The following is a 20,642-nucleotide window of genomic DNA, read 5'->3' on the forward strand; positions in this document are numbered from 1 at the left end:
CTATTTGTTATCTGGCCTGGGCCAGCTGCTCAACGCAGGCACCTATCACCTGCTCGGTTGCATCAACCTTTGCCACACTGCGCGCAGCTTTCGCCATATTCAGTAGCGCTTGCGGGTCGGAGAGCAGCTTTTGCAGTAGCTCCGACAGGTTCTGCGCATCCATATCACTCTGCTGGACGACTACAGCACCACCAGCATTCTGTAACCACTCACCATTGCGTGTTTGGTGATCATCAATTGCAAAGGGAAAAGGCACCATAATTGCACCCACCCCGGCGGCGGCAATTTCCGAAACAGTCAACGCACCGGAGCGGCAAATAATCAAATCCGCAGCACTATAAGCGTCAGCCATATTTACGATAAAAGGCACTACCTCGGCCTCTACCCCGGCAGCCTTATACGCTTCACGAGCCAACGCTATATGGCGTTCCCCCGCCTGATGGACCACTTTCGGTCGCAGAGGAAGTGGCAATAAAGCGATGGCTTTAGGTACCAGCTCATTAATTGCCACTGCGCCAAGACTGCCACCGAGCACCAACAAGCGCAGAGGTGTTTCACTACCAATACGCAACTGGGGCTCCGAAAGGTTCGCAATTTCGGTACGCACGGGATTTCCAACCTGCTTGGCGCCGGGCAAGCTACTGGGAAAAGCTTCCAACACCTGACTGGCGATACGTGCAAGCAGGCGATTCGTGGTGCCGGCAACCGCATTCTGTTCGTGAATAATCAGTGGAATTCCACTGAGCCGCGCTGCCACACCACCGGGGCCTGTGGCAAAACCACCAAAACCAAGTACCGCATCCGGCGCTACTGCTTTCACTACAGCACGGGCCTGAGCCACCGCGTGTAAAATCTGCAAAGGCGCTTTGAACAGGGCCAATTTACCTTTTCCGCGAACCCCCTCCACGCTAATACAGTGCAGAGGAATTTTGGCCTCGGGAATTAAGCGCGCCTCAATACCGCGCTGAGTACCGAGCCACTCGACACTAGCACCGTGTTCCTGCAAAGCCTGTGCCACTGCCAATGCCGGGAATACATGGCCACCAGTGCCACCGGCCATAAGGAGAAACTTCTTACCGGCGAAAATTTTTTCTTTATGGGATATCAAAGTACCTCCCCACTGCCAACACCGGCACGGCGCCGGGTGAATATTGGCAACTGCGCAAATAAGCCGGAGGATTCCTCTCTTCCTTGTATTTCGCCTCGCAACTCAGCGCGAATTCTCAGGGCCAATCCCAGTAGGGCACAGCAAATAATTAAACTACTTCCGCCAGAGCTAACAAACGGCAGGGTCAACCCCTTGGTAGGCAGCAAACCTGAAGCCACTCCCATATTTACAAATGCCTGCCCAGCAATCTGTACCGCCATACCAAACGCCAGCAGAGCCGCAAAAAATTTCTGTTGTGCCAAGGCCTCACGCACCAAGCGCAATAGTGAGCAAGTCAGGAGCACAAAAAGCCCAACAACAACTAGGCCACCAAACATGCCCCACTCTTCGGCAAGAATGGCAAAAATAAAGTCGGTATGTGCCTCCGGTAGGTAAAACAGTTTTTGCACACTGTTACCTAGACCTACTCCAAACCATTCACCGCGACCAAATGCGATCAGTGATTGAGTCAACTGATAGCCACTGGCAAACTGATCCCCCCAGGGATCTAAAAACGTCAATAAGCGCTGCAAGCGATAGGGGCTCATCAACGCCATCAGTGCTAAACCGCAGGCCGCAGCCGCCACCAGTAAGAAAGTGTGCGGCAAACGCGCACCTCCCAGAAACACCATTGCCAGCACCGTGCCGGATATGACTACCACTGAGCCGAAGTCCGGTTGCAATAACAGTAAAAAAGCAACCACAGCGAGAATGACCACCGGCACCATAAAGCTGCTCCAGTGATGCAATTGCTTGTTACGCCGGGTTAAAAAGCTGGCAAAAAATACCAGCATACAAAACTTGGCCACCTCTGCAGGCTGGATGGTGATCCCCGCAAACACTAACCAGCGACGACTGCCATTCACCTCTCGACCAATTCCCGGCACCAACACCACCACCAGTAACAGGCAGGAAAACAGCAGTAATGGCCAGGATAGTCTCGACCAAATAGCCAGGGGAATTTGGCTCACCAACAGTGCTGCCATTGCACCAATCAACAAAAATGCCAAGTGGCGTTTCAGGAAATACCAGGGATTTCCATAAATATCTGTAGCGAATGCGATTGAGGCCGAAGCCACCATCACAACCCCGATGCTTAGCAGCGCCAAAACACTAAATGGCAAAAGAGCATCGAGAAAATCACGTTTGGTATTCAGGGAGGGCAAGTCACTCATTGCTCCTCCCCTAAGCTCTCACACTTAATCGATACGATCTTGCGAAAGTCTTCACCGCGCTCTTCAAAGTTGCGATACATATCAAAGCTGGCGCAGGCCGGGGACAGTAATACATAGTCCCCGCTATGGGCTAATGTACGGGCCTTATTGACGGCATCTGCCATAGAGTCAGCTCTGAACGTTGGACATTGTTCAGCAAACACGCGGGCAATTTTGTCTCCATCGACACCGATTGAAACCATTGCGCGCAGGGTGCTCGCACTTTTCTTCAAAGAGGAAAAGTCGGCACCTTTACCATCCCCACCAGCAATTAAAACTATCTTACGGGTTGAGGTAGCCAACCCATCCAGCGCAGCCTGTGTCGCACCGACATTGGTGCCCTTGGAATCATTGACATAGGTAACGCCCTGGAAATCCACCACGCGCTCACAGCGGTGAGCCAATCCAGGGAAACTACGCAGTACCGAGAGCATTGCATCCATCGGCAGCCCTAAGACATTACCCATCGCCAAAGCAGCCAGGGCGTTGGCAGTATTATGTTTTCCCACCATCGCCAGCTCATCCACCGGCAATAAATTCACGCTGCCCTGGGCCAGCCATTCACGCCCCTCATGCATGCGCACACCAAACTGCTTGAGATCGGGCTGATCCAAGCCGAAAGTCCACTCTCGCCTCTCTCTCGACAGAGGTCCCTGACTTAGAGGGTCTTCACGATTGACCACGAAGACTTCCGCACCGCGATAAATCCGCTGTTTCGCCCGGTGGTACTCCAGCATACTGGGGTAGCGGTCCATATGGTCCGCGCTCATATTCAAAACGGTGGCTACTGTCGGAGCGAGGGAGTAAGTAGTCTCCAGCTGGAAACTGGAAAGCTCCAACACAAACAGTTCCGGCAGTGGATCATCCAATAAATCAAGCACCGGAAAGCCGATATTGCCGCCCACTCTCACAGAAATACCGGCGGCTTCAGCCATTTTGCCAAGTAGTGTGGTGACCGTACTTTTGCCGTTGGAGCCGGTAATCGCCGCAAGTTTCGCTTTAGACTGCTTGCGCTGTAGAGCCTGGGCAAACAACTCGATATCCCCCACCACGGGAATACCCTCAGCAATCGCCTGCTGCAGCAGCGGCTCCGCCAAAGGCACACCTGGACTGGCAATAATCAAACTGGCCGCAAGCAGAGTGTTCGCTCGCAGGGGCCCGGTTTCCACAGTAACCTGGGGAAATTCCCTCTGAAAATCCGCAAGCCCCGGTGGGTTATCACGGCTATCCAACACTACCGGGGTATTACCGTGACGCAGCAGGTAGCGCACCACCGATTGTCCGGTAGCACCCAGTCCAATTACCACTTTATGCTGCGATGAGGTCGCGATCAGACTCATTGTTTTTTATCGGAGTTTCAGTGTTGCCAGTCCAGCCAAAACCAGAATTACAGTAATAATCCAAAAGCGCACAATTACGCGCGGCTCGGGCCAACCTTTTAATTCAAAATGGTGGTGCAAGGGGGCCATGCGGAAAATACGCTTGCCGGTTAGCTTGAAGGACGCCACCTGCAAGATTACCGAGACAGTCTCCATCACGAATACGCCGCCCATAATAAACAGCACAATTTCGTGACGGGTGATCACCGCGATAATGCCCAGTGCCGCCCCCAGAGCCAGAGCACCCACATCCCCCATAAATACCTGGGCTGGATAGGTGTTAAACCATAGGAAACCAAGGCCGGCGCCACACAAAGCGGCACAAAATACAGCGAGCTCCCCCGCACCAGCGATTGCAGGAATATGCAGATAATCCGCAAATTCGGCGTGCCCGGACAAATAAGCGATAATGCCCAGCGCTCCACCTACCATCACCGTGGGCATAATTGCCAGACCATCAAGGCCATCGGTCAGGTTTACCGCATTACTGGAGCCCACCACCACGAAATAGGTCAGCAGAATAAAAGTGACCGGTCCCAGGTTAATAGCGACATCCTTAAAGAAAGGCACGAAGAACTGGGTTTCCGCCGGGCTGGTCGCGCTCATAAATAAATAAATGGCCGCTCCCAAACCGGCAATGGACTGCCAAAAATATTTCCAACGCGCAATGAGACCGCGGGGATTTTTGTGAACAACTTTTTTATAGTCATCAACAAAACCTACCGCGCCGAAGACAAAAGTCACCAGTAAAGTGACCCACACGTAGCGATTACCAAGATCCGACCACAGTAGCGCCGAGGCAAAAATCGAAGCGAGAATCAGGGTGCCGCCCATTGTGGGCGTTCCGGATTTACTTAGATGGGTTTCCGGGCCGTCGTCGCGAATCGCCTGTCCTACCTGCAAACGGTTCAACCAGTTGATCATACGCGGCCCAACGAGCAGGGAGATTCCCAGTGCAGTTAGGGCCGCAAGAATTGCGCGAACGGTTAAATAGTTGAACACCGAGAAGGTGCTCACATGTTGTTGTAATAATTCCGCCAGCCAAAGCAGCATTACGACTCCCCTCTGCTGTTGCCAAGCAGGGCCTGAGCGACCAATTCCATACGGGCACTACGAGAACCCTTCACCAAAACAGTGGTGTTGTTATCTAATTCATGGGCCAGGGCCGCAATCAACGGCTCCCGCTCCCGATAATTTTGCAGAGGCGCATTATGCCCCTGGCTAAATGCCAAACTGGCAGCAGTGCCCAATGGCCCCAGGGTAAATAGCGCATCGATACCTCGCTCCCGCGCCAGATCCCCAACACCTCGGTGCATATCCTCGGCATCTGGGCCCAGCTCGGCCATATCCCCCAATACCAGGATTCGCTTACCCGATCGCTGTGCCAATAGCTCAATAGCCGCCCCCACAGAACCCGGGTTCGCGTTGTAGCTATCGTCGATAATTGTGGCTCCACCAATGCCGCGTTCCTCCTGCAAGCGACCATCGACAACTCGCAGGCTGGAAAGTCCCTGAACAATTTCTGTTGCCGATATTCCCGCGGCAAAAGCACAGGCTGCTGCAACCAGGGCATTGTGCACATTGTGCTCACCCAAAAGTTGAAGTTGCAGTGGATGAGCAAGCCCTTCGATCACCAAATCAAATCCAGCACAACCACTCTCGTCCAGCGCAATATTTTCCGCATAGATCGCACACTGGCTGGCAAGGCCTACTTCTAGAGTGCGCACACCTTCGGGCATACGTCCGCGCCAATAGTCTGCGTAATTGTCATCGGCATTGATAATTGCTGTACCGCCAATATCCAAGCTGATATAGATTTGTCCTTTGGCCTTGGCAATCGCATCAATAGAGCCAAATCCCTCGACGTGTGCAGGCATGACATTGTTGACGGCACTAATTTGTGGTTTACCGATACTGCATAGATAAGCAATATCGTCCGGCCCATTAGCACCCATTTCCAGAATCAGTACATCGTGCGCTTTATCGAGGCCAAAAAGTGTTATCGGCAGGCCATACTGGTTATTCAGGTTGCCCTTAGTTACACAGGGAGTATGACGCTGGCAAAATATCGCCGACAGCATTTCCTTGACCGTGGTTTTGCCGCAGGAACCAGTAATCGCAATCACAGGCCCACTGAACCGCTCACGGCACAGGAGACCAATTTGCCCGAGTGCCACGGTGGTATCATCAACCCGCCACTGAGGCAGGCTGCAACCTGGCACCTCCCGATCAACAACTAAGCCAAGTGCTTGGCCATCCAATTCGCCGACAAAATCATGGGCATCGAAATTGTCACCCACCAATGCAACAAACAGCGCATGGGCGTTTAATTTGCGTGTGTCTGTACACACCTCGGAAAACTCCACCGAGCCATTGACCAACTCGCCACCGAAGCGTTCTTGTAATTGTTTTAGACTCAGTGCCCCGATCACTGGGCTTCCCCCTTTATTCCTTCAGCCTTAAGGGGCTTACCCATACGCCGGTACAGCGCGGCAGCTGCCTGCTCGCGGTCGCAAAAATGAATTTTTTCACTGCCAATGATCTGGTAATCCTCATGGCCCTTTCCGGCAATCAGCACTATGTCTCCGGGTTGTGCGGCCGCTACAGCCTGGCCAATTGCTTTGGCTCTATCGATTTCCACTTCGACATTACTGGCAGCGCCTTCAAGGATGTCATCGATGATTTTTTGCGGCTCTTCACTGCGCGGATTATCGCTGGTGACAATGGCGCGGTCGGCCATTTCCGAAGCGATACGTCCCATTGAGGCGCGCTTGCCGGTATCGCGATCGCCACCACAGCCAAACACACACCACAATTTGCCACGGCAATAAGGGCGTGCAGCGGCGAGCGCCGCGCGCAGGGCATCGGGAGTGTGGGCATAATCGACTAGTACACCCACCTCATCCGCATTCTCAACCTGCACCCGCTCCATGCGACCGGGCACTGCTTGGATGGAGGGGAAAGCAGCAAGAATTTCCTCAAACGGCATGCCCGCCGAAGCAGCGGCAGCGACTACCGCAAGAGCGTTGTAAATATTGAAATCGCCAATCAGCGATGCATTGAGCTCACCGCTGCCCCACGGGGAGCTGAGCTGAACAGAAAAGCCTTTTTCGTGACGGCGCAAATCTGTCGCATGCAGGTCGCCCGCCTGCAGGCCGTAGGTCAATACACGCAGCCCGCGTAGCCTGCAGCGCTCCGCCAGTTGCGCTCCGAATGGATCGTCCAGATTAATAATGCCGCGCTTTAATTTTGGCAGGCCAAATAATTTTTCTTTGGCAGCCCCGTAGGCCGCCATGTTGCCGTGATAATCCAGATGATCACGGGATAGATTGGTAAAAATCGCGGTATCAAAAATAAGACCGTGCACCCGTCCTTGTGACAGGGCATGGGAAGAAACTTCCATCGCCGCAGCACCCACTCCACGCTGGTAAAAATCGGCAAAGTCTTCCTGTAAACGGACGGGATCGGGAGTGGTAAGGCCTGTCTCTTGAAGCTCGATCGCACCCTGGTTCCAGATGCCATTACCAATAGTGCCGATCAGGGCGGCACTGCCGAAATGCCGTGCCAATAACTGAGAAGTGAGATAGGCACAAGTGGTTTTACCATTGGTGCCGGTAACGCCCACCAAGTGCATTTTTCCGCTGGGATTGCCGTGAAAGCGTGCGGCGATTTCCCCCACGCGCTTGGCGAGACCAGGCACAGTCACCACCAGGATATCCCTGTGGGTTTTGCACTCCAGCTTGTCCCCATCTGCCAACACTACAGCGGCGCCCGCTTCTATTGCGGCATCAATATATTCCCGCCCATCCACAACAGAGCCACGCAATGCCATAAACGCATCGCCAGCTTTCACCTTACGGCTATCCAGAGCCACACCACTTACAGGCACATCGGGAATACCCGCATATCCGGGCACCAATTCCTGTAGGGAAATAAAAGAATGTTCGCGCTGAGTCACGATTTTGAACCCCTTTCGCTTAACTGCGCGGCCAGTTGCCGTTCCGCCGGCTCCTTAAGCTCTGGCGGCACCTGCAACAGGCGCATAGCCCCAGACATCACAGCACCAAATACCGGCGCTGCCACTTCACCGCCGTAGTATTTGGCGTGACTGGGATCGTCTATTACTACCACCGCAGCGAGGCGTGGCTTGTCTGCGGGAATAAAGCCCGCAAATACCGAGCGGTAGCGATTATCGGCATAACCCTCGCTGCCAACCTTGTGCACGGTGCCAGTCTTGCCGGCCACACGATAGCCCTCAACAGCTGCCCGGCGGCCAGTACCGCGGCTAATCACTGTCTCCAGCATCGCGGTTACATCTTTGGCGAGAGGACCTTCGACTACCCGCTGTGCATCCGTGTCGGGCTTATCGCCCGATAAAATCAAGGAAACCGGGCGCTTGAGTCCCCCATTGGCCAACACACTGTAGGCCTGGGCCAGCTGCACCCCATTTACAGTTAAACCGTAGCCGAAGGCAAAATTGGCCCGCTCGATTGGGTGCCAGCGACTGCGGCTGGGCAGGATCCCCGGTGTCTCTCCAGGAAAACCACTACCAACTGCCTCCCCAAGGCCCAGGCGGTAAAAGAGTTCCCGCAGCGTATTTGGTTCCAAATCCAGGGCAATTTTTGTAATACCCACCTGGCTGGACTTGGTAATGATGGTGGTTAGATCCAATTTTCCGTAGTTGACTGGATCGACCAGGGTTTTGCCGGGCACACGGATGTAACCCGGGCTGGTATCTATCTGGGTACTCGGCTTGTAGCGACCACTCTCCAAAGCCGCCAATACTGTTAGGGGCTTTACCGTGGAACCCGGCTCGAACTGGTCTATCAAAGCGCGGTTGCGCATAGCCGCAGCTTTGACCCCTTTGCGGTTATTGGGGTTAAAAGAAGGTTGATTGGCCATGGCGAGGACATCCCCACTGTGGGTATCCAGAATGACCATAAAACCGGAGGCCGCGCCGTTTTCTGCTACCGCGCGCTTTAACTCACGGTAGGCGAGATATTGCAGGCGCATATCAATCGACAGGCGCAACTCCTGGCCGGGCTGAGCCTCGCGCTGGATAGCCAGTTCCTGCACGGTGCGGCCTTTCAAGTCCTTGACCACCTGCTGAGCTCCGGGCACACCAGACAACCAGCTGTCGTAGGCAAGTTCAATGCCCTCCTGGCCGCGGTCATCGATATTGGTAAAGCCCAGCAACTGCGCAACCACTTCTCCGGCGGGGTAAAAACGGCGATATTCTTTTTTGCTGTAGACACCAGCCAAATCGAGGGACAGGACCCGTTCCGCCTGCTCTGGGGTCAGGTGGCGGCGCAGGTACATAAATTCCTTATTGCGATACTTTTCCAGGCGTGCAGCCAACTTACCCGCTTTTATCTCCAGCGTCTTTGCGAGTTGGCTTATCTCTTCAGAGCTGCTCTCACGCAGCAATTTGGGATTGGCCCAAAGACTGTGCACCGGGGTGCTAACCGCTAACAACTCACCGTTTCGATCAACAATCGAACCTCGGTATGCAGCAATCTCTTCAGTGCGAATGGTGCGCGCACGACCCTGGTCCTGTAGGAATCGGTAACCCCGTTCCGCAGCGGGCACGACCTGTAGGCGGGCTAAATGCGACACCAACACCAGGGCGAGCAGGCACAACAGAGCCGCCACCAGCACAAAGCGCCAGCGAGCGATTCCCGGTTGAACTTGCTTTTTCTTAACTGCGCCCATAATTTTCCAATTGGCGTTATATTGTCATCCTGAGGGCAAACCTCTTAGCGAGGTTGTTTGACCACCACCCCCAATAGCGCACCTGTATACAATTTCTTATGATTATTTCGTAGCGCCCTATTGCTTATGGCGCACACGGCTTTCGCACAAAAAATACAAACAAAACGCACAAAAGAGCCAATGGTGCATCTTCGTCCTGGCCCTACTCCGCAGGGACCAGTACCTGCTCCGAGGGACTGGGCATGTGCATTTTTAATTCTTCCCGAGCCACTTTTTCCACACGGCTATAAGCGGACCAGGCCCCCCGTTCCAGTAACAGGCGCTCCTGCTCATAGCGCAATTCATCACGCGTCTTCTGTGCCCGGCCCAGCTCGGCAGTCAACTCCCGGCTGCGCTGGGTTGAATACACCACCGCCAGAGCCGAGATGATTGCCCCCACCCAGAGCACAGCAATGCCAAGAAGGGACCTAATGGGCACCGGATCAACTCTCACCCAATTTTTCGGCAACCCGCATTACCGCACTGCGCGAACGTAGGTTTTCATCTACTTCAACAGTGTTGGCTTTGATCGCTTTACCCAGTGAACGCAAGGGTTTAGCGATCTGGCTATCCATCACCGGAAGTCCGCGAGGCAATTTTGGCCCGCGTTCTTTTTCGCGGATAAAGCGCTTGACCATTCGGTCTTCCAGAGAGTGAAAGCTGATAATCACCAGCCGGCCTCCCGGCGCCAGCAACTGTAGAGATTTTTCCAGTGCACTCTGCAAGTCATCCAGCTCGCCATTTACATGGATACGGATAGCCTGGAAAACCCGGGTCGCCGGGTGCTTACCCTTTTCCCAAGCCGGGTTGGCCGCCTTGACCACCTCAGCAAAATCCAGGGTGCGCTCGAAGGGTTTGTCGGCACGGCGGCGAACGATGGCAGCGGCCATTCGCCGCGCGAAGCGCTCTTCACCATACTCTTTGAATACCCGAGCCATCTCGTCCTCAGCTTCGCTATTCACCCACTGTGCGGCACTGATACCCCGGCTGGTGTCCATGCGCATATCCAGTGGCCCGTCCTGCATAAAGCTAAAGCCGCGCTCAGCCTGATCCAACTGGGGCGATGAAACCCCCAAGTCCAGCAGGATTCCGTTAACACTTCCCGCCCTCTCGCCAACGGCGAGATCCATATCGGCAAAAGAGCCGTGCCAAATAGAAAACCGCGGCTCATCGGCAAAGCGCTGCTGCGCATAGTCAATCGCCTGGGGATCTTTATCCACAGCCAACAACTGCCCTTTGGGGCCCAACTGTTCGAGGATCGCGGCACTGTGTCCGCCGCGGCCAAAGGTTCCATCCACATAGAAACCTTCCGGGTCAGTCACCAAAGCGTCCACGGCTTCGCGCAACAACACACTGCGATGCAATTCTTGAGACACCCGGCGTACTCCTTATAAAGAAAGGGAAGCCATTTCCTCGGGCATTCCCTCCTCATCTTCACTGTCATCGAGCCAGGACATCCAGCGTTCCTCGCTCCAAAGTTCTAATTTCTTGCCCTGCCCCACGAGCATCAGTTTTTTCTCCAGCCCCGCATATTCGCGCAGGGTGGGGGGAATCAATACGCGGCCATTGCCATCCACCTGCAGTTCACAGGCATATCCGATCAAAAGCCGCTGGGCCCGCCGTGCCACCTTGTTGAAGCTGGGCAAGGCCTCCACTTTTGGCAAAATTTGCTGCCACTGTGGCGCAGGGTAAACCAGCAGACAGCGCTCTTCAGTGTGGGCTGTGACCACCAGGCAACCGGCGCACTCCTCCAGCAAGCGGTCGCGGACCCTCGCCGGTATCGCCAGACGCCCCTTGACGTCCATATTGATTGCATGGCTGCCCAAATACACTTTGTGAATTCACTCGCTCTGCTGTGCGCTTGTCGCGTTAGGCCCCTTTCCAACGGGCCAATAGCGGGAAAAATTCAAACTTACGCCGCGCTGTGTAAATACCCACTTACAGGCGACGAATAAACCACAAAGTTCCACGAATTTCCACTTTTCCCCACTCTCGACACTATAAAACTGGTCGACACAAAGTCAAGGAAATCGACCGCAAAGTCCGCACAAACCCTAGTAATTTCGGGGTCTGCAGGCCAGATGGGAGTAATGGCACAAAAATCACTGTCACAAAGCAACAAAATAGTGCGAGCACTCACTCACAAAATAATCGACCATATTAAACTAGCCGCCATCACACCAGTAAGCGCGCCAAGGTCAAAAGTTGAGGCGAATCCGTTCTATTTGCCGCCAAGGGAGTTACATGGAGCTAGAGAGAGCAAAATAAAAAGCCCGGCGGATGCCGGGCTTTAGAATTGTGTGAGCTGGCCTGTAAGCCGGGTTCTGTCGAGGACAACCATTCATCTGGGATGCCTGTCACCAGACACCTCAAGCGACCTACCCGCCCTCAGTGCGGGTCACACCTATAGAGGGCCTATTTGGTCTTGCTCCGAACGGGGTTTACCGTGCCGCGGACTGTTACCAGCCGCGCGGTGCGCTCTTACCGCACCCTTTCACCCTTACCTGTACTTCCCCAGACCGAAATCGAGGGAAGCCATCGGCGGTCTACTCTCTGCTGTACTTTCCGTAGGCTCGCGCCCCCCAGGCGTTACCTGGCGTTCCACCCTATGGAGCCCGGACTTTCCTCCATCGCACAAGGCGACAGCGATTGCCCGGCCAGCTCGCGGCGAAGAGTAATGAGGCGACAGCCGGAATGCAACAGGCATTTTCCCTCAGCAGTAAAAGACCGCGCCTTATTTTTGCTGCAGACTCCAGTTATATAGGGCCTTTTTGTTCACACCGGTGATCTCCGCTGCAATAGCCGCGGCCTTTTTTGGCGGCAACTCGGCCAGCAACAGTGTCATCACCCGCTGCGTCTCCCCATCCAGCTCAGTGTCGCGACGACGCTCGGCCCCGCGTACCAGTAAAACAATTTCTCCGCGCTGCTGATTGCTGTCAGAGCGCACCCAGTCCACCAGTTCTCCCAGAGGCATCAGCTGAAAAGTTTCGAAGGCCTTGCTCACCTCTCGGGCAATGACTGCCTCGCGCTCAGCACCAAAGATCTCCGCCATAGCCTGCAGTGTATCGGCGACCCGGTGGGGTGCCTCATAGAAAACCAGGGTGCGACTATCATCCGCCAACTCCTGTAGTGCGCGCTCGCGCGGGCCGGCTTTGGCAGGCAGAAAACCCTCAAAACTGAACCTGTCACTGGGCAAGCCAGCGGCACTCAATGCCGCGACAAAAGCACAGGCACCGGGAATCGGCACTACACGAATGCCCCGCTCGCGCGCTTCGCGCACCAGACGGTAACCAGGGTCGGAAATCAGCGGTGTGCCCGCATCGGAGATCAACGCCACCGTCTGCCCCTGTTCGAGGCGCTCCAATATCTGGCCGGTGCGCTTGTCATCGGAATGATCGTGATACGCCATCAGGGGCGTTTCGATATTGAAATGGGAAAAGAGTCTCTGACTGTGACGTGTGTCCTCTGCCGCAACCAGATCGGCACATTGTAGAACTTCAATCGCTCGCGGTACCATATCGGCCAAATTACCGATGGGCGTAGCAACAATGTAAAGCAGCGCCTGATCCGGCCCCATAGCTGTTCACTCCAAATATAAATATTGCGGGAGAAGAATATGTCCGCCTCTTCCCGGCGCACCTCTACTGTGATCACCAGCGTGGCTGCCGCCGCTCTGACATTGGCCCTGGCCGCCTGCCAGACTCCGGCCTCACGCCCTGGGGGCTACCAGCCTACCTATCCGGCGAGCCAACAGGTCAGCCACAGCGATGCCGTGCGCCTTCTGCGCCGTGCAGATACTCTGCCGACACCCGCCAGGGATCAACAGCGCCTGCAGGCGGCGGCTATTCTATACGAGCTGGGCGACAAAGAGACGGCCAAAGAAGCGGTAACCAAAATAAATCCCCAGCAGCTCGATAACACCCTCTTTGCCAGCTACGCCCAGGTATATGGCCACCTGCTGGTCGATAGCGACGATTTCTTCGAAGCTTTAGATCTGGCAACCTCGGCGCGTCTCGATGGCGTCTGGCCACAACTGTCCCAGGACACCGCCCTACCACTGCGCGACTTGCGCGCCGATCTGTGGGGACTTTTGGGAGATTTAGATAGCGCCATTTCTGAGCGTCGCGAGATTTCCTACCTGGCCAAATCTGATGAGAGTATCACCGAGAACAATAACGGCTTTTGGCAGCTTCTCACCCAACTGCCCTCCAGTGAACTGCAACAACGCGCCAATAACAGCAGCGACACCCAAATGCGCGGCTGGTACCAGCTCGCTCTGCTAGGTCGTGACACCCAGGCCGACATCAGCACTCAACTTACTGCCCTTCGCCGCTGGCGCGAGCGCTGGCCGGCACACAGCGCCAACACTCACCCACCCCAGGCATTGCAACTACTGGAGCGCCTGGCGGCCCAGCGCGCAGACAGCATCGCCCTACTACTACCCGTCAGTGGCTCACTCGGAAGCGCCGGTCGCGCAATTCGCGACGGTTTTATGGCCGCCCACTACACCGCCCTGAAGGCCGGTGCGGCAACACCCCGTGTCATGGTGTACGACACTGGTACCGAGCAACCTTTCGAAGAGGTTTATCAAAGTGCGGTGGATGCAGGAGCCCAATTCATCATCGGACCGCTCGATAAAAGCAAGGTCGCCAACTTGCTGGCCACCGAAAAACTGCCCGTCCCCACTTTGGCCCTAAACTACGGCGATCAGGGCCGACTCACCAGCGATCTGGTCCAGTTCGGCCTAGCAGTTGAAGACGAAGCTCGCCAGATAGCCCGTCACGCCTACCGCCAGGGACACCGCCAGGCGATGGTCTTGAGTGCCGATAGCAGCTGGGGGCAGCGCGGTGCCGAAACTTTTGTGGAGGAATGGCAGCAGCTCGGCGGCTCTGTGAGCATTAATAAAACCTTCACTAACAACAGCAAATTTTCCAATCTAGTCAGTGATGCCCTGCTGATCCCCGACAGTAACGCGCGCAAGAAGACATTGCAGGGGCGCCTGTCCGCTCCGTTGGAGTTCACCCCGCGCAGGCGCGGTGATGTCGATATGGTCTTTGTTACCGCCCTGCCGCAACAGGCCCGGCAGCTCAACCCTATGTTGACTTACTACTATGCCGGCGATCTCCCGGTTTACGCCACGTCCCATGTATTTGCCGGCCAAGCCAATCCAAATCGCGATCGCGATCTCAACGGTGTGCGCTTTACCGCACTGCCCTGGCTATTTGAAGACAATGAAACCAAGCGGGATATTGAGGAGCAGGCGGCTCCAACACCGGCTTTCGCCCGCCTTTACGCCCTGGGTGCCGATGCTTTCCGCCTCTACCCGCGCCTACCCATGTTGCGCCAGTTCCCTGAGCAAAAAATGCACGGCCTCACTGGCGCTCTGAGCCTGAGCGCGGATGGCCGCATAGTGCGTGAGCAGATGTGGGCGCAAATCGAAAAAGGCGTACCGGTGCTAGTAACCACCATGGAACCCCTGCAACCAACCCGGCAATCCAGCCTGCAGCTGGAAAATAGTGAAACTTTTTAAAGGCTCTTCAGGAAGTATCGGTGCCCGCATGGAAGACGCCGCGGCTCGTTATTTACAGCGTGCCGGGCTTTCCTTGATCGAGCGAAATTACCGCGGTCGTCACGGAGAGATAGACCTTATCGCCCGTGAAAGCGATACTGTAGTGTTTGTGGAGGTGCGTTTCCGCCGCAACAATCGTTTCGGCGGAGCCGGAGCCAGTGTGGATATCCGCAAGCAACAGAAGCTGCTCGCCACCGCCCACGGCTATTTGCAACAACACAAACTGGACTGTCCCTGCCGCTTCGATGTCCTTGCCATAGAGGGCGATGCGCAAAACATTCAGTGGATTAAAAACGCCTTCGAAGCTTGAGGCAAAACCGAGATTTACCTTGCCAAGTTATGGCGAAACCCAATTCGCCAGTATTAAGGACACAATGGAACAGCGAGTCGTAACCCTTTTTCACCACAGCCTGGAAGCCACCATGAACGCCGGCGAGATACTGGCGCCCCTGATTGCGGAAGCCAGTGAGATGGTGGTGCACACACTGCTGGCAGAGAGCAAGGTGCTGCTCTGCGGCAATGGGGTCAGCGGCGCCCTGGCACAGAGTTTCTGCTCGCAGCTAACCGGGGGATTCCAGCGCGAGCGCCCGGGCCTGCCAGCCATGGCACTCAACAGTGACGGTGTCTCCATGGGTACCGTTGCGCAAAATCACGGCAGTGCCGATACCTTTGCCCACCCGGTGCGCGCCCTGGGGCAACCCGGTGACCTTTTGGTGATTATCAGCAGCGATGGTCGTGACTCCAATCTTGTGCAAGCCATGCGCGCTGCGCGGGACCGCGATATGGGCATACTGGCGCTGACCGGCGGCGACGGCGGCGATTGCGCAGCCCTGCTCGACACACACGATATTGAACTGCGCGTGCCCTCTGATGTCGCAGCTGAGGTACACCAGGTACACCTTCTGACTATTTTCTGCCTGTGTGATCTAATCGACAGCAGCCTTTTTGGTGGCTACGAGGACTGAACCATGAAAAATAACCAGCTTTCCTTGGGAAAACGCCTTCTCTCTGCCCTTGCCGCAACCGCACTGCTCGGTGGCTGCAGCACTGTTATGGAGGCCACCCACGATGGCCCTATCGAACAGGACCCCGGCAAGCGCTCACTGGGTACCTATATCGATGACGAGAGAATCGAAACCATAGTAACGGTCAATATCAATAAAGCGCACCCGGACCTGAAGACCTCGAATATCGATGTGACCTCCTTCAATGGGGTGGTGCTACTCACAGGACAGGTACCCGATCAGGAACTGCGCCTGCTCGCCGGGCGCACTGCGAGCCAGGTACAAAATGTTCGCCAGGTTTACAATGAAACCCAGGTTCGCGGCAAAGTTACCTTTCTCGCCACTACCAGCGATGCCTGGTTGACCACTAAAGTAAAAACCAACTTGCTCGCCCACAAAGAAATTGATGGTGCGCGTATCAAGGTAGTGACGGAAAACGGTGTCGTTTACCTGATGGGCCTGCTCACACCGGCCGAAGCCGAGCGCGCCGCTGATCTCACCCGCTCTATTGGCGGGGTTCAGAAAGTGGTGAAAGCGGTGGAATATATCAACTAACGGCATATTCACTGCGTGGTACTGCAGCTAGGCCTGAATAAAAACCCTGTGGTACCAAACACGACAAAACAAGCACCATAAAAAAACGGAGGCAAAAGCCTCCGTTTTTTATTTCTAACTATCGCGCGGAACTTATACCCGCTCAATCGCTACCGCTGTAGCCTCACCGCCACCGATGCAAAGGCTCGCCACCCCTTTTTTCACATCGCGCTTTTCCATTGCCGCCAGCAGGGTGGTCAGGATGCGGGCTCCACTGGCCCCCAGGGGATGCCCCAGTGCGCAGGCGCCACCATTCACATTGACCTTCTCCCAGGGCAGATCCAGCTCGCGCATGGCCGCCAAGGTCACTACGGCGAAGGCCTCATTGATTTCAAACAGGTCCACATCGCTGACAGACCAACCGGAGTTTTCCATCAGCTTGTGCATGGCGCCCACCGGAGCGATGGTGAACCACTCGGGCTCGCGGGCAAACTGAGCCTGAGCCTTGATCACCGCCAATACCTTGAGACCGCGTTTCTCCGCTTCGCTCTTGCGCATCAGCACTAGAGCGGCGGCGCCGTCGGAGATAGAGCTGGAGTTGGCTGCGGTGACAGTGCCATCCTTGCGGAAGGCCGGCTTCAGCTGGGGAATCTTATCTGGGCGGGCGTTGCCGGGGGCTTCATCCGTATCGACCTGTGCCTCGCCCTTACGGGAAGCGATGGTCACCGGGGCGATCTCGCGAGTGAAGCTGCCACTCTCGATGGCTGCCTGGGCCCGAGCGAGGGATTCCAGTGCGAAAGCATCCTGCTCTTCACGGGTAAAACCGTATTTTTCGGCCGTGCTCTCGGCAAAGGTCCCCATCAACTTGCCATCTGCCGCATTTTCCAGGCCATCGAGGAACATGGAGTCTTTGACCTCACCGTGACCCAGGCGCATGCCGGAGCGAGCCTTGGGCAGCAGGTAGGGGGCATTACTCATGCTCTCCATACCGCCGGCAACGATGATTTTCCCCTCACCCAGAAGCAGTGCATCGCGAGCCATCATCACGGTCTTCATACCGGAACCGCAGACCTTGTTGACCGTGGTGGTGGGCGTGCCCTCAGGAATACCCGCCGCCAGGGAGGCCTGGCGTGCTGGCGCCTGCCCAACACCGGCCGGAAGCACACAGCCCATCAGCACTTCATCGACATCGGCAGGAGATACACCGGCGTCTTCCAGGGCCGCGCGAATGGCCGCGGCGCCCAGCTGCGGCGCGCTCAACGCCGACAGGCTCCCCTGCATGGCACCCATTGGGGTACGCGCCATTCCAACGATCACTACCGGATCTGAGGTTACATCGCTCATTCTGTCTGCTCCCAGTTCAGCGCCGCCATCCCTGTCGTGGCGGCAATTGTTTTTAATGTCGCGGCATTATAGCCGAAGCCATACCCCGCTTCGCCAGAACCCCACGGCAATACGTCTCGATCGCCACAGAGAGCATGTTACTATCGACGCCAATCACAAGAAAAAGTGGCGAGGGAATTATGGAGATTTCAAGTATCGTCGTTCTGGTTGTGTTGGCCGCACTATTGTTCTACGCAATCGGCATCTACAACCGGCTGGTATCCCTAAAAAATCGCAACGAAAATGCCTTCGCGCAGATTGAGGTGCAGCTAAAGCGCCGCCACGATCTGATCCCCAACCTGGTAGAAACCGCTAGGGGCTACTTAAAACATGAAAGGGACACCCTGGAAGCGGTGGTCAGTGCCCGCAACACCGCCATCAACAACCTGAAAGCCGCCGCGGCCAGCCCTTCCAATACCAGCGCCATCGATAACCTCGGCCGTGCTGAAAGTGCCCTGAACAGCGCTCTGGGACGTTTCAATGCAGTCATGGAGGCTTATCCTGACCTCAAGGCCAACCAGAATATGATGCAACTCAACGAGGAGCTGAGCAGCACCGAGAATAAGGTTGCCTTTGCCCGCCAGGCTTTTAACGACGCAGTCACCAATTACAACATCTACAAACAGAGCTTTCCCCCCGTTCTGCTGGCAGCTCTCTTTGGCCACCGCACCGACGGCCACTTACTAGAGTTTGCCGACAGCGAAGCCATTCAGGCGGCACCACGAATCGAGTTTTAAACGATGAACTTCTTCGAGTACCAGGATAAGGCCAGGCGCAACAGCGGCTTGTTGGTCGGACTCTTCGCGTTGGCGTTAATTCTGCTGGTTGGATTGACCACCTTGGTGGCTGCCGCTGCGGTTTCATATTCCCGCGGCCAGTTTTTTTCCCCACTGGAGATCGAACAGCTACTCGGTTGGCAGACCGTGGGCTACATAGCCCTAACCATTGTGGCTATCGTGGTCCTCGGCAGCCTGTATAAGCTGCACCAGCTGGCCGCCGGCGGTAAAGCGGTAGCGGAGTCACTGGGTGGGCGCAAACTCAATATCGCTCCGCAGGGCCCTGCCGAACAGCGCGCCCTGAATGTGGTGGAGGAAATGGCTATCGCCTCCGGTACCCCGGTGCCGGATGTTTATCTGATTGAAGATCCAGCGATCAATGCTTTCGCCGCCGGCTACAAATCCAGTGATGCGGTGATCGGCCTCACCCGGGGCTGTATTGAAAAGCTCAACCGAGACGAACTACAAGGCGTGGTCGCCCACGAGTTCAGCCATATTCTCAATGGCGACACCCGCCTGAACATCCGCATCGTCGGCCTGTTAAATGGCATCCTAATTATTGGCCTATTGGGGCACTGGCTGGTGCGCGGCATCTACCCTAGCAGTAGTGAAAACCGCGGCCGTATCCCCCTCTTTGTTTTGGGCCTAGCTCTGATGGTCGTGGGTTACGCAGGGACATTACTCGGCAACCTGATCAAATCCGCTGTGAGCCGCCAAAGGGAATATCTTGCAGATGCCTCTGCGGTCCAATTCACCCGCAACAATGCAGGCATTGCCAACGCCCTCAAGAAAATTGGCGGCTACAGTGCCGGCTCAAACCTTAGCAGTGGCAGAGCGGCAGAATTCAGCCATATGTTTTTTGCCAGCGGCCTAAAGCGCTCATTTTTCAACTTATTCGCCAGCCATCCTCCCCTGGCCGAACGCATAGCACGGCTAGAGCCCAACTGGAATGGCCACTACCCCAGCGACAGCAGCTCCAGTGCGCAGTCTCAACTTAGAAAAGCAAACCCTGCATCAGTAGCATTGGCAGGTGTCGTCGAATCCACACCCTTTCAAGTCGCCCTGGAAGCGGTGGACAACAGCATTGCCAGCCCCAGTGAGCAACAAGTGCAATACGGTCGCCAGCTACTGGAATCCATCCCCCCCGCTATCCAGCAAGCCGCTCACGATCCCTTTGTCGCACGCGCTTTGGTTTACCACCTGTTGTTGCACAAGGAAGAGAGCGAGCGGCAAGCCCAGGTGGTGCTGCTGAAGAAAATCGCCCACCCCGCGGTAGTGAGGGAACTACAGAAGCTGGCGCCGCAACTAAAAGCCCTGCCCGACAATGCGCGCCTGCCGCTAATAGATCTCTGCGTGCCCGCGCTCAAAGCACTGGTCCCACAGCAGTATCAGATATTTAAGAGAAACCTGATTAAGTTGTTACGCAGTGATGGAAAGATTGAAATTTGGGAGTGGGCCCTATACCGGGTATTGATGCATGCTTTGGAAGAGACTCCCGATCGTCAGCGTCTTTCCAACAAGAAAGGGGCCAGTAAAGATGCCGCACGTTTCCTAATTGCAGCCATTGCCCATGCGGGCAATAGCGAGTACCTACCGGCAAAGCGCGCCTACGAGCAGGGTCTCAAGTTTTTACAGCTGGAGGTAACTCCGCTACCTAGCCGCAAAGATATCGATCTGCAGCACCTGGATAAAGCGATCGCGATCGCCAGTCAAATAAAGCCTTTGCAGAAGCCCTCTCTGCTAAAAGCCATGGTACATACCCTGAACCACAATGGCGTTATCATGGCGGAAGAGATCGAATTGCTGCGAGCGGTAGCAGACAGTTTGGACTGTCCCATGCCGCCCCTAGTACCTCAGGTGACTAGCCAGTAAATTTCTATAATTA

The 20,642-nt window shown here is 55.5% G+C and carries 18 protein-coding genes and 1 other RNA gene; 6 read left to right on the plus strand and 13 right to left on the minus strand.

What is annotated here, in order from left to right; translation table 11 throughout:
* Window positions 1-7 precede the first annotated feature (7 nt).
* The 12 genes from murG to rsmI all read right to left on the minus strand — a co-directional run bounded on the left by murG (window position 8) and on the right by rsmI (window position 13,068).
* The gene (gene murG / locus LC073_RS07265; protein WP_226645828.1) at window positions 8-1,105 is read right to left on the minus strand and encodes an undecaprenyldiphospho-muramoylpentapeptide beta-N-acetylglucosaminyltransferase; all 1,098 of its coding nucleotides are present in this window, start codon (window positions 1,103-1,105) and stop codon (window positions 8-10) included.
* Complete coding sequence (gene ftsW / locus LC073_RS07270) at window positions 1,105-2,322, minus strand: putative lipid II flippase FtsW (RefSeq protein WP_226645555.1); 1,218 nt, start codon at window positions 2,320-2,322, stop codon at window positions 1,105-1,107. Before ftsW ends, murG begins: the two co-directional genes overlap by 1 nt.
* A complete protein-coding gene (murD, locus tag LC073_RS07275; RefSeq protein WP_226645557.1) occupies window positions 2,319-3,701 on the minus strand; it encodes a UDP-N-acetylmuramoyl-L-alanine--D-glutamate ligase in 1,383 nt (460 codons plus the stop codon). Before murD ends, ftsW begins: the two co-directional genes overlap by 4 nt.
* Before the next feature lie 6 nt (window positions 3,702-3,707).
* A complete protein-coding gene (mraY, locus tag LC073_RS07280) occupies window positions 3,708-4,793 on the minus strand; it encodes a phospho-N-acetylmuramoyl-pentapeptide-transferase (RefSeq protein ID WP_226645559.1) in 1,086 nt (361 codons plus the stop codon).
* Entirely contained in the window at window positions 4,793-6,172 is a 1,380-nt protein-coding gene (locus tag LC073_RS07285) for a UDP-N-acetylmuramoyl-tripeptide--D-alanyl-D-alanine ligase (protein ID WP_226645561.1), read from the minus strand. Before LC073_RS07285 ends, mraY begins: the two co-directional genes overlap by 1 nt.
* Window positions 6,169-7,698: a UDP-N-acetylmuramoyl-L-alanyl-D-glutamate--2,6-diaminopimelate ligase gene (locus tag LC073_RS07290; RefSeq protein ID WP_226645563.1), complete on the minus strand. Its 1,530-nt coding sequence runs from the start codon at window positions 7,696-7,698 to the stop codon at window positions 6,169-6,171. Before LC073_RS07290 ends, LC073_RS07285 begins: the two co-directional genes overlap by 4 nt.
* The gene (locus LC073_RS07295; protein WP_226645565.1) at window positions 7,695-9,452 is read right to left on the minus strand and encodes a peptidoglycan D,D-transpeptidase FtsI family protein; all 1,758 of its coding nucleotides are present in this window, start codon (window positions 9,450-9,452) and stop codon (window positions 7,695-7,697) included. Before LC073_RS07295 ends, LC073_RS07290 begins: the two co-directional genes overlap by 4 nt.
* Before the next feature lie 202 nt (window positions 9,453-9,654).
* The gene (ftsL, locus tag LC073_RS07300) at window positions 9,655-9,930 is read right to left on the minus strand and encodes a cell division protein FtsL (protein ID WP_226645567.1); all 276 of its coding nucleotides are present in this window, start codon (window positions 9,928-9,930) and stop codon (window positions 9,655-9,657) included.
* A 4-nt stretch (window positions 9,931-9,934) separates the two neighbouring features.
* Window positions 9,935-10,867, minus strand: a complete 933-nt coding sequence (rsmH, locus tag LC073_RS07305; RefSeq protein ID WP_226645570.1) for a 16S rRNA (cytosine(1402)-N(4))-methyltransferase RsmH — start codon at window positions 10,865-10,867, stop codon at window positions 9,935-9,937.
* A gap of 12 nt (window positions 10,868-10,879) precedes the next feature.
* Window positions 10,880-11,323, minus strand: a complete 444-nt coding sequence (gene mraZ / locus LC073_RS07310; protein WP_226645573.1) for a division/cell wall cluster transcriptional repressor MraZ — start codon at window positions 11,321-11,323, stop codon at window positions 10,880-10,882.
* A gap of 465 nt (window positions 11,324-11,788) precedes the next feature.
* Window positions 11,789-12,156, minus strand: an RNA gene (gene rnpB, locus LC073_RS07315) — RNase P RNA component class A.
* A gap of 69 nt (window positions 12,157-12,225) precedes the next feature.
* Window positions 12,226-13,068 carry a 16S rRNA (cytidine(1402)-2'-O)-methyltransferase gene (gene rsmI / locus LC073_RS07320; protein WP_226645576.1) on the minus strand — a complete coding sequence of 281 codons (843 nt, stop codon included), beginning with the start codon at window positions 13,066-13,068 and terminating at the stop codon, window positions 12,226-12,228.
* A 39-nt stretch (window positions 13,069-13,107) separates the two neighbouring features.
* On the opposite strand from rsmI, the gene LC073_RS07325 reads away from it, so the two are divergent.
* The 4 genes from LC073_RS07325 (at window position 13,108) to LC073_RS07340 (ending at window position 16,619) form a co-directional block, all read left to right on the plus strand.
* Window positions 13,108-15,021: a penicillin-binding protein activator gene (locus LC073_RS07325; protein ID WP_226645579.1), complete on the plus strand. Its 1,914-nt coding sequence runs from the start codon at window positions 13,108-13,110 to the stop codon at window positions 15,019-15,021.
* Window positions 15,008-15,370: a YraN family protein gene (locus LC073_RS07330; protein WP_226645582.1), complete on the plus strand. Its 363-nt coding sequence runs from the start codon at window positions 15,008-15,010 to the stop codon at window positions 15,368-15,370. Before LC073_RS07325 ends, LC073_RS07330 begins: the two co-directional genes overlap by 14 nt.
* Window positions 15,371-15,434: 64 nt before the next feature.
* Complete coding sequence (locus LC073_RS07335) at window positions 15,435-16,025, plus strand: SIS domain-containing protein (protein WP_226645585.1); 591 nt, start codon at window positions 15,435-15,437, stop codon at window positions 16,023-16,025.
* Window positions 16,026-16,028: 3 nt separating this feature from the next.
* The gene (locus LC073_RS07340; RefSeq protein ID WP_216646260.1) at window positions 16,029-16,619 is read left to right on the plus strand and encodes a BON domain-containing protein; all 591 of its coding nucleotides are present in this window, start codon (window positions 16,029-16,031) and stop codon (window positions 16,617-16,619) included.
* Between the two features lie 132 nt (window positions 16,620-16,751).
* On the opposite strand, the gene LC073_RS07345 is transcribed toward LC073_RS07340, so the two are convergent.
* Entirely contained in the window at window positions 16,752-17,942 is a 1,191-nt protein-coding gene (locus tag LC073_RS07345) for a thiolase family protein (protein ID WP_226645588.1), read from the minus strand.
* 179 nt (window positions 17,943-18,121) lie between these two features.
* Here LC073_RS07345 and LC073_RS07350 point away from each other — a divergent pair, with 179 nt between their 5' ends.
* Both LC073_RS07350 and LC073_RS07355 read left to right on the plus strand, forming a co-directional pair.
* Window positions 18,122-18,718 carry a LemA family protein gene (locus LC073_RS07350; RefSeq protein WP_226645590.1) on the plus strand — a complete coding sequence of 199 codons (597 nt, stop codon included), beginning with the start codon at window positions 18,122-18,124 and terminating at the stop codon, window positions 18,716-18,718.
* 3 nt (window positions 18,719-18,721) lie between these two features.
* Window positions 18,722-20,629: a M48 family metallopeptidase gene (locus LC073_RS07355; RefSeq protein ID WP_226645592.1), complete on the plus strand. Its 1,908-nt coding sequence runs from the start codon at window positions 18,722-18,724 to the stop codon at window positions 20,627-20,629.
* Window positions 20,630-20,642 lie beyond the last annotated feature (13 nt).

The sequence above is a fragment of the Microbulbifer variabilis genome (assembly GCF_020524905.1).
In the GTDB taxonomy this organism is placed as follows: domain Bacteria; phylum Pseudomonadota; class Gammaproteobacteria; order Pseudomonadales; family Cellvibrionaceae; genus Microbulbifer; species Microbulbifer variabilis_A.

Excerpts from the sequence above, each read along its gene's own strand:
- mraY (WP_226645559.1), bottom strand. The coding sequence starts at position 4,793 with ATGCTGCTTTGGCTGGCGGAATTATTACAACAACATGTGAGCACCTTC.
- LC073_RS07295 (WP_226645565.1), bottom strand. The coding sequence starts at position 9,452 with ATGGGCGCAGTTAAGAAAAAGCAAGTTCAACCGGGAATCGCTCGCTGG.
- LC073_RS07355 (WP_226645592.1), top strand. The coding sequence starts at position 18,722 with ATGAACTTCTTCGAGTACCAGGATAAGGCCAGGCGCAACAGCGGCTTG.
- LC073_RS07350 (WP_226645590.1), top strand. The coding sequence starts at position 18,122 with ATGGAGATTTCAAGTATCGTCGTTCTGGTTGTGTTGGCCGCACTATTG.
- LC073_RS07325 (WP_226645579.1), top strand. The coding sequence starts at position 13,108 with ATGTCCGCCTCTTCCCGGCGCACCTCTACTGTGATCACCAGCGTGGCT.
- murD (WP_226645557.1), bottom strand. The coding sequence starts at position 3,701 with ATGAGTCTGATCGCGACCTCATCGCAGCATAAAGTGGTAATTGGACTG.
- LC073_RS07345 (WP_226645588.1), bottom strand. The coding sequence starts at position 17,942 with ATGAGCGATGTAACCTCAGATCCGGTAGTGATCGTTGGAATGGCGCGT.
- ftsW (WP_226645555.1), bottom strand. The coding sequence starts at position 2,322 with ATGAGTGACTTGCCCTCCCTGAATACCAAACGTGATTTTCTCGATGCT.
- LC073_RS07340 (WP_216646260.1), top strand. The coding sequence starts at position 16,029 with ATGAAAAATAACCAGCTTTCCTTGGGAAAACGCCTTCTCTCTGCCCTT.
- LC073_RS07335 (WP_226645585.1), top strand. The coding sequence starts at position 15,435 with ATGGAACAGCGAGTCGTAACCCTTTTTCACCACAGCCTGGAAGCCACC.
- rsmI (WP_226645576.1), bottom strand. The coding sequence starts at position 13,068 with ATGGGGCCGGATCAGGCGCTGCTTTACATTGTTGCTACGCCCATCGGT.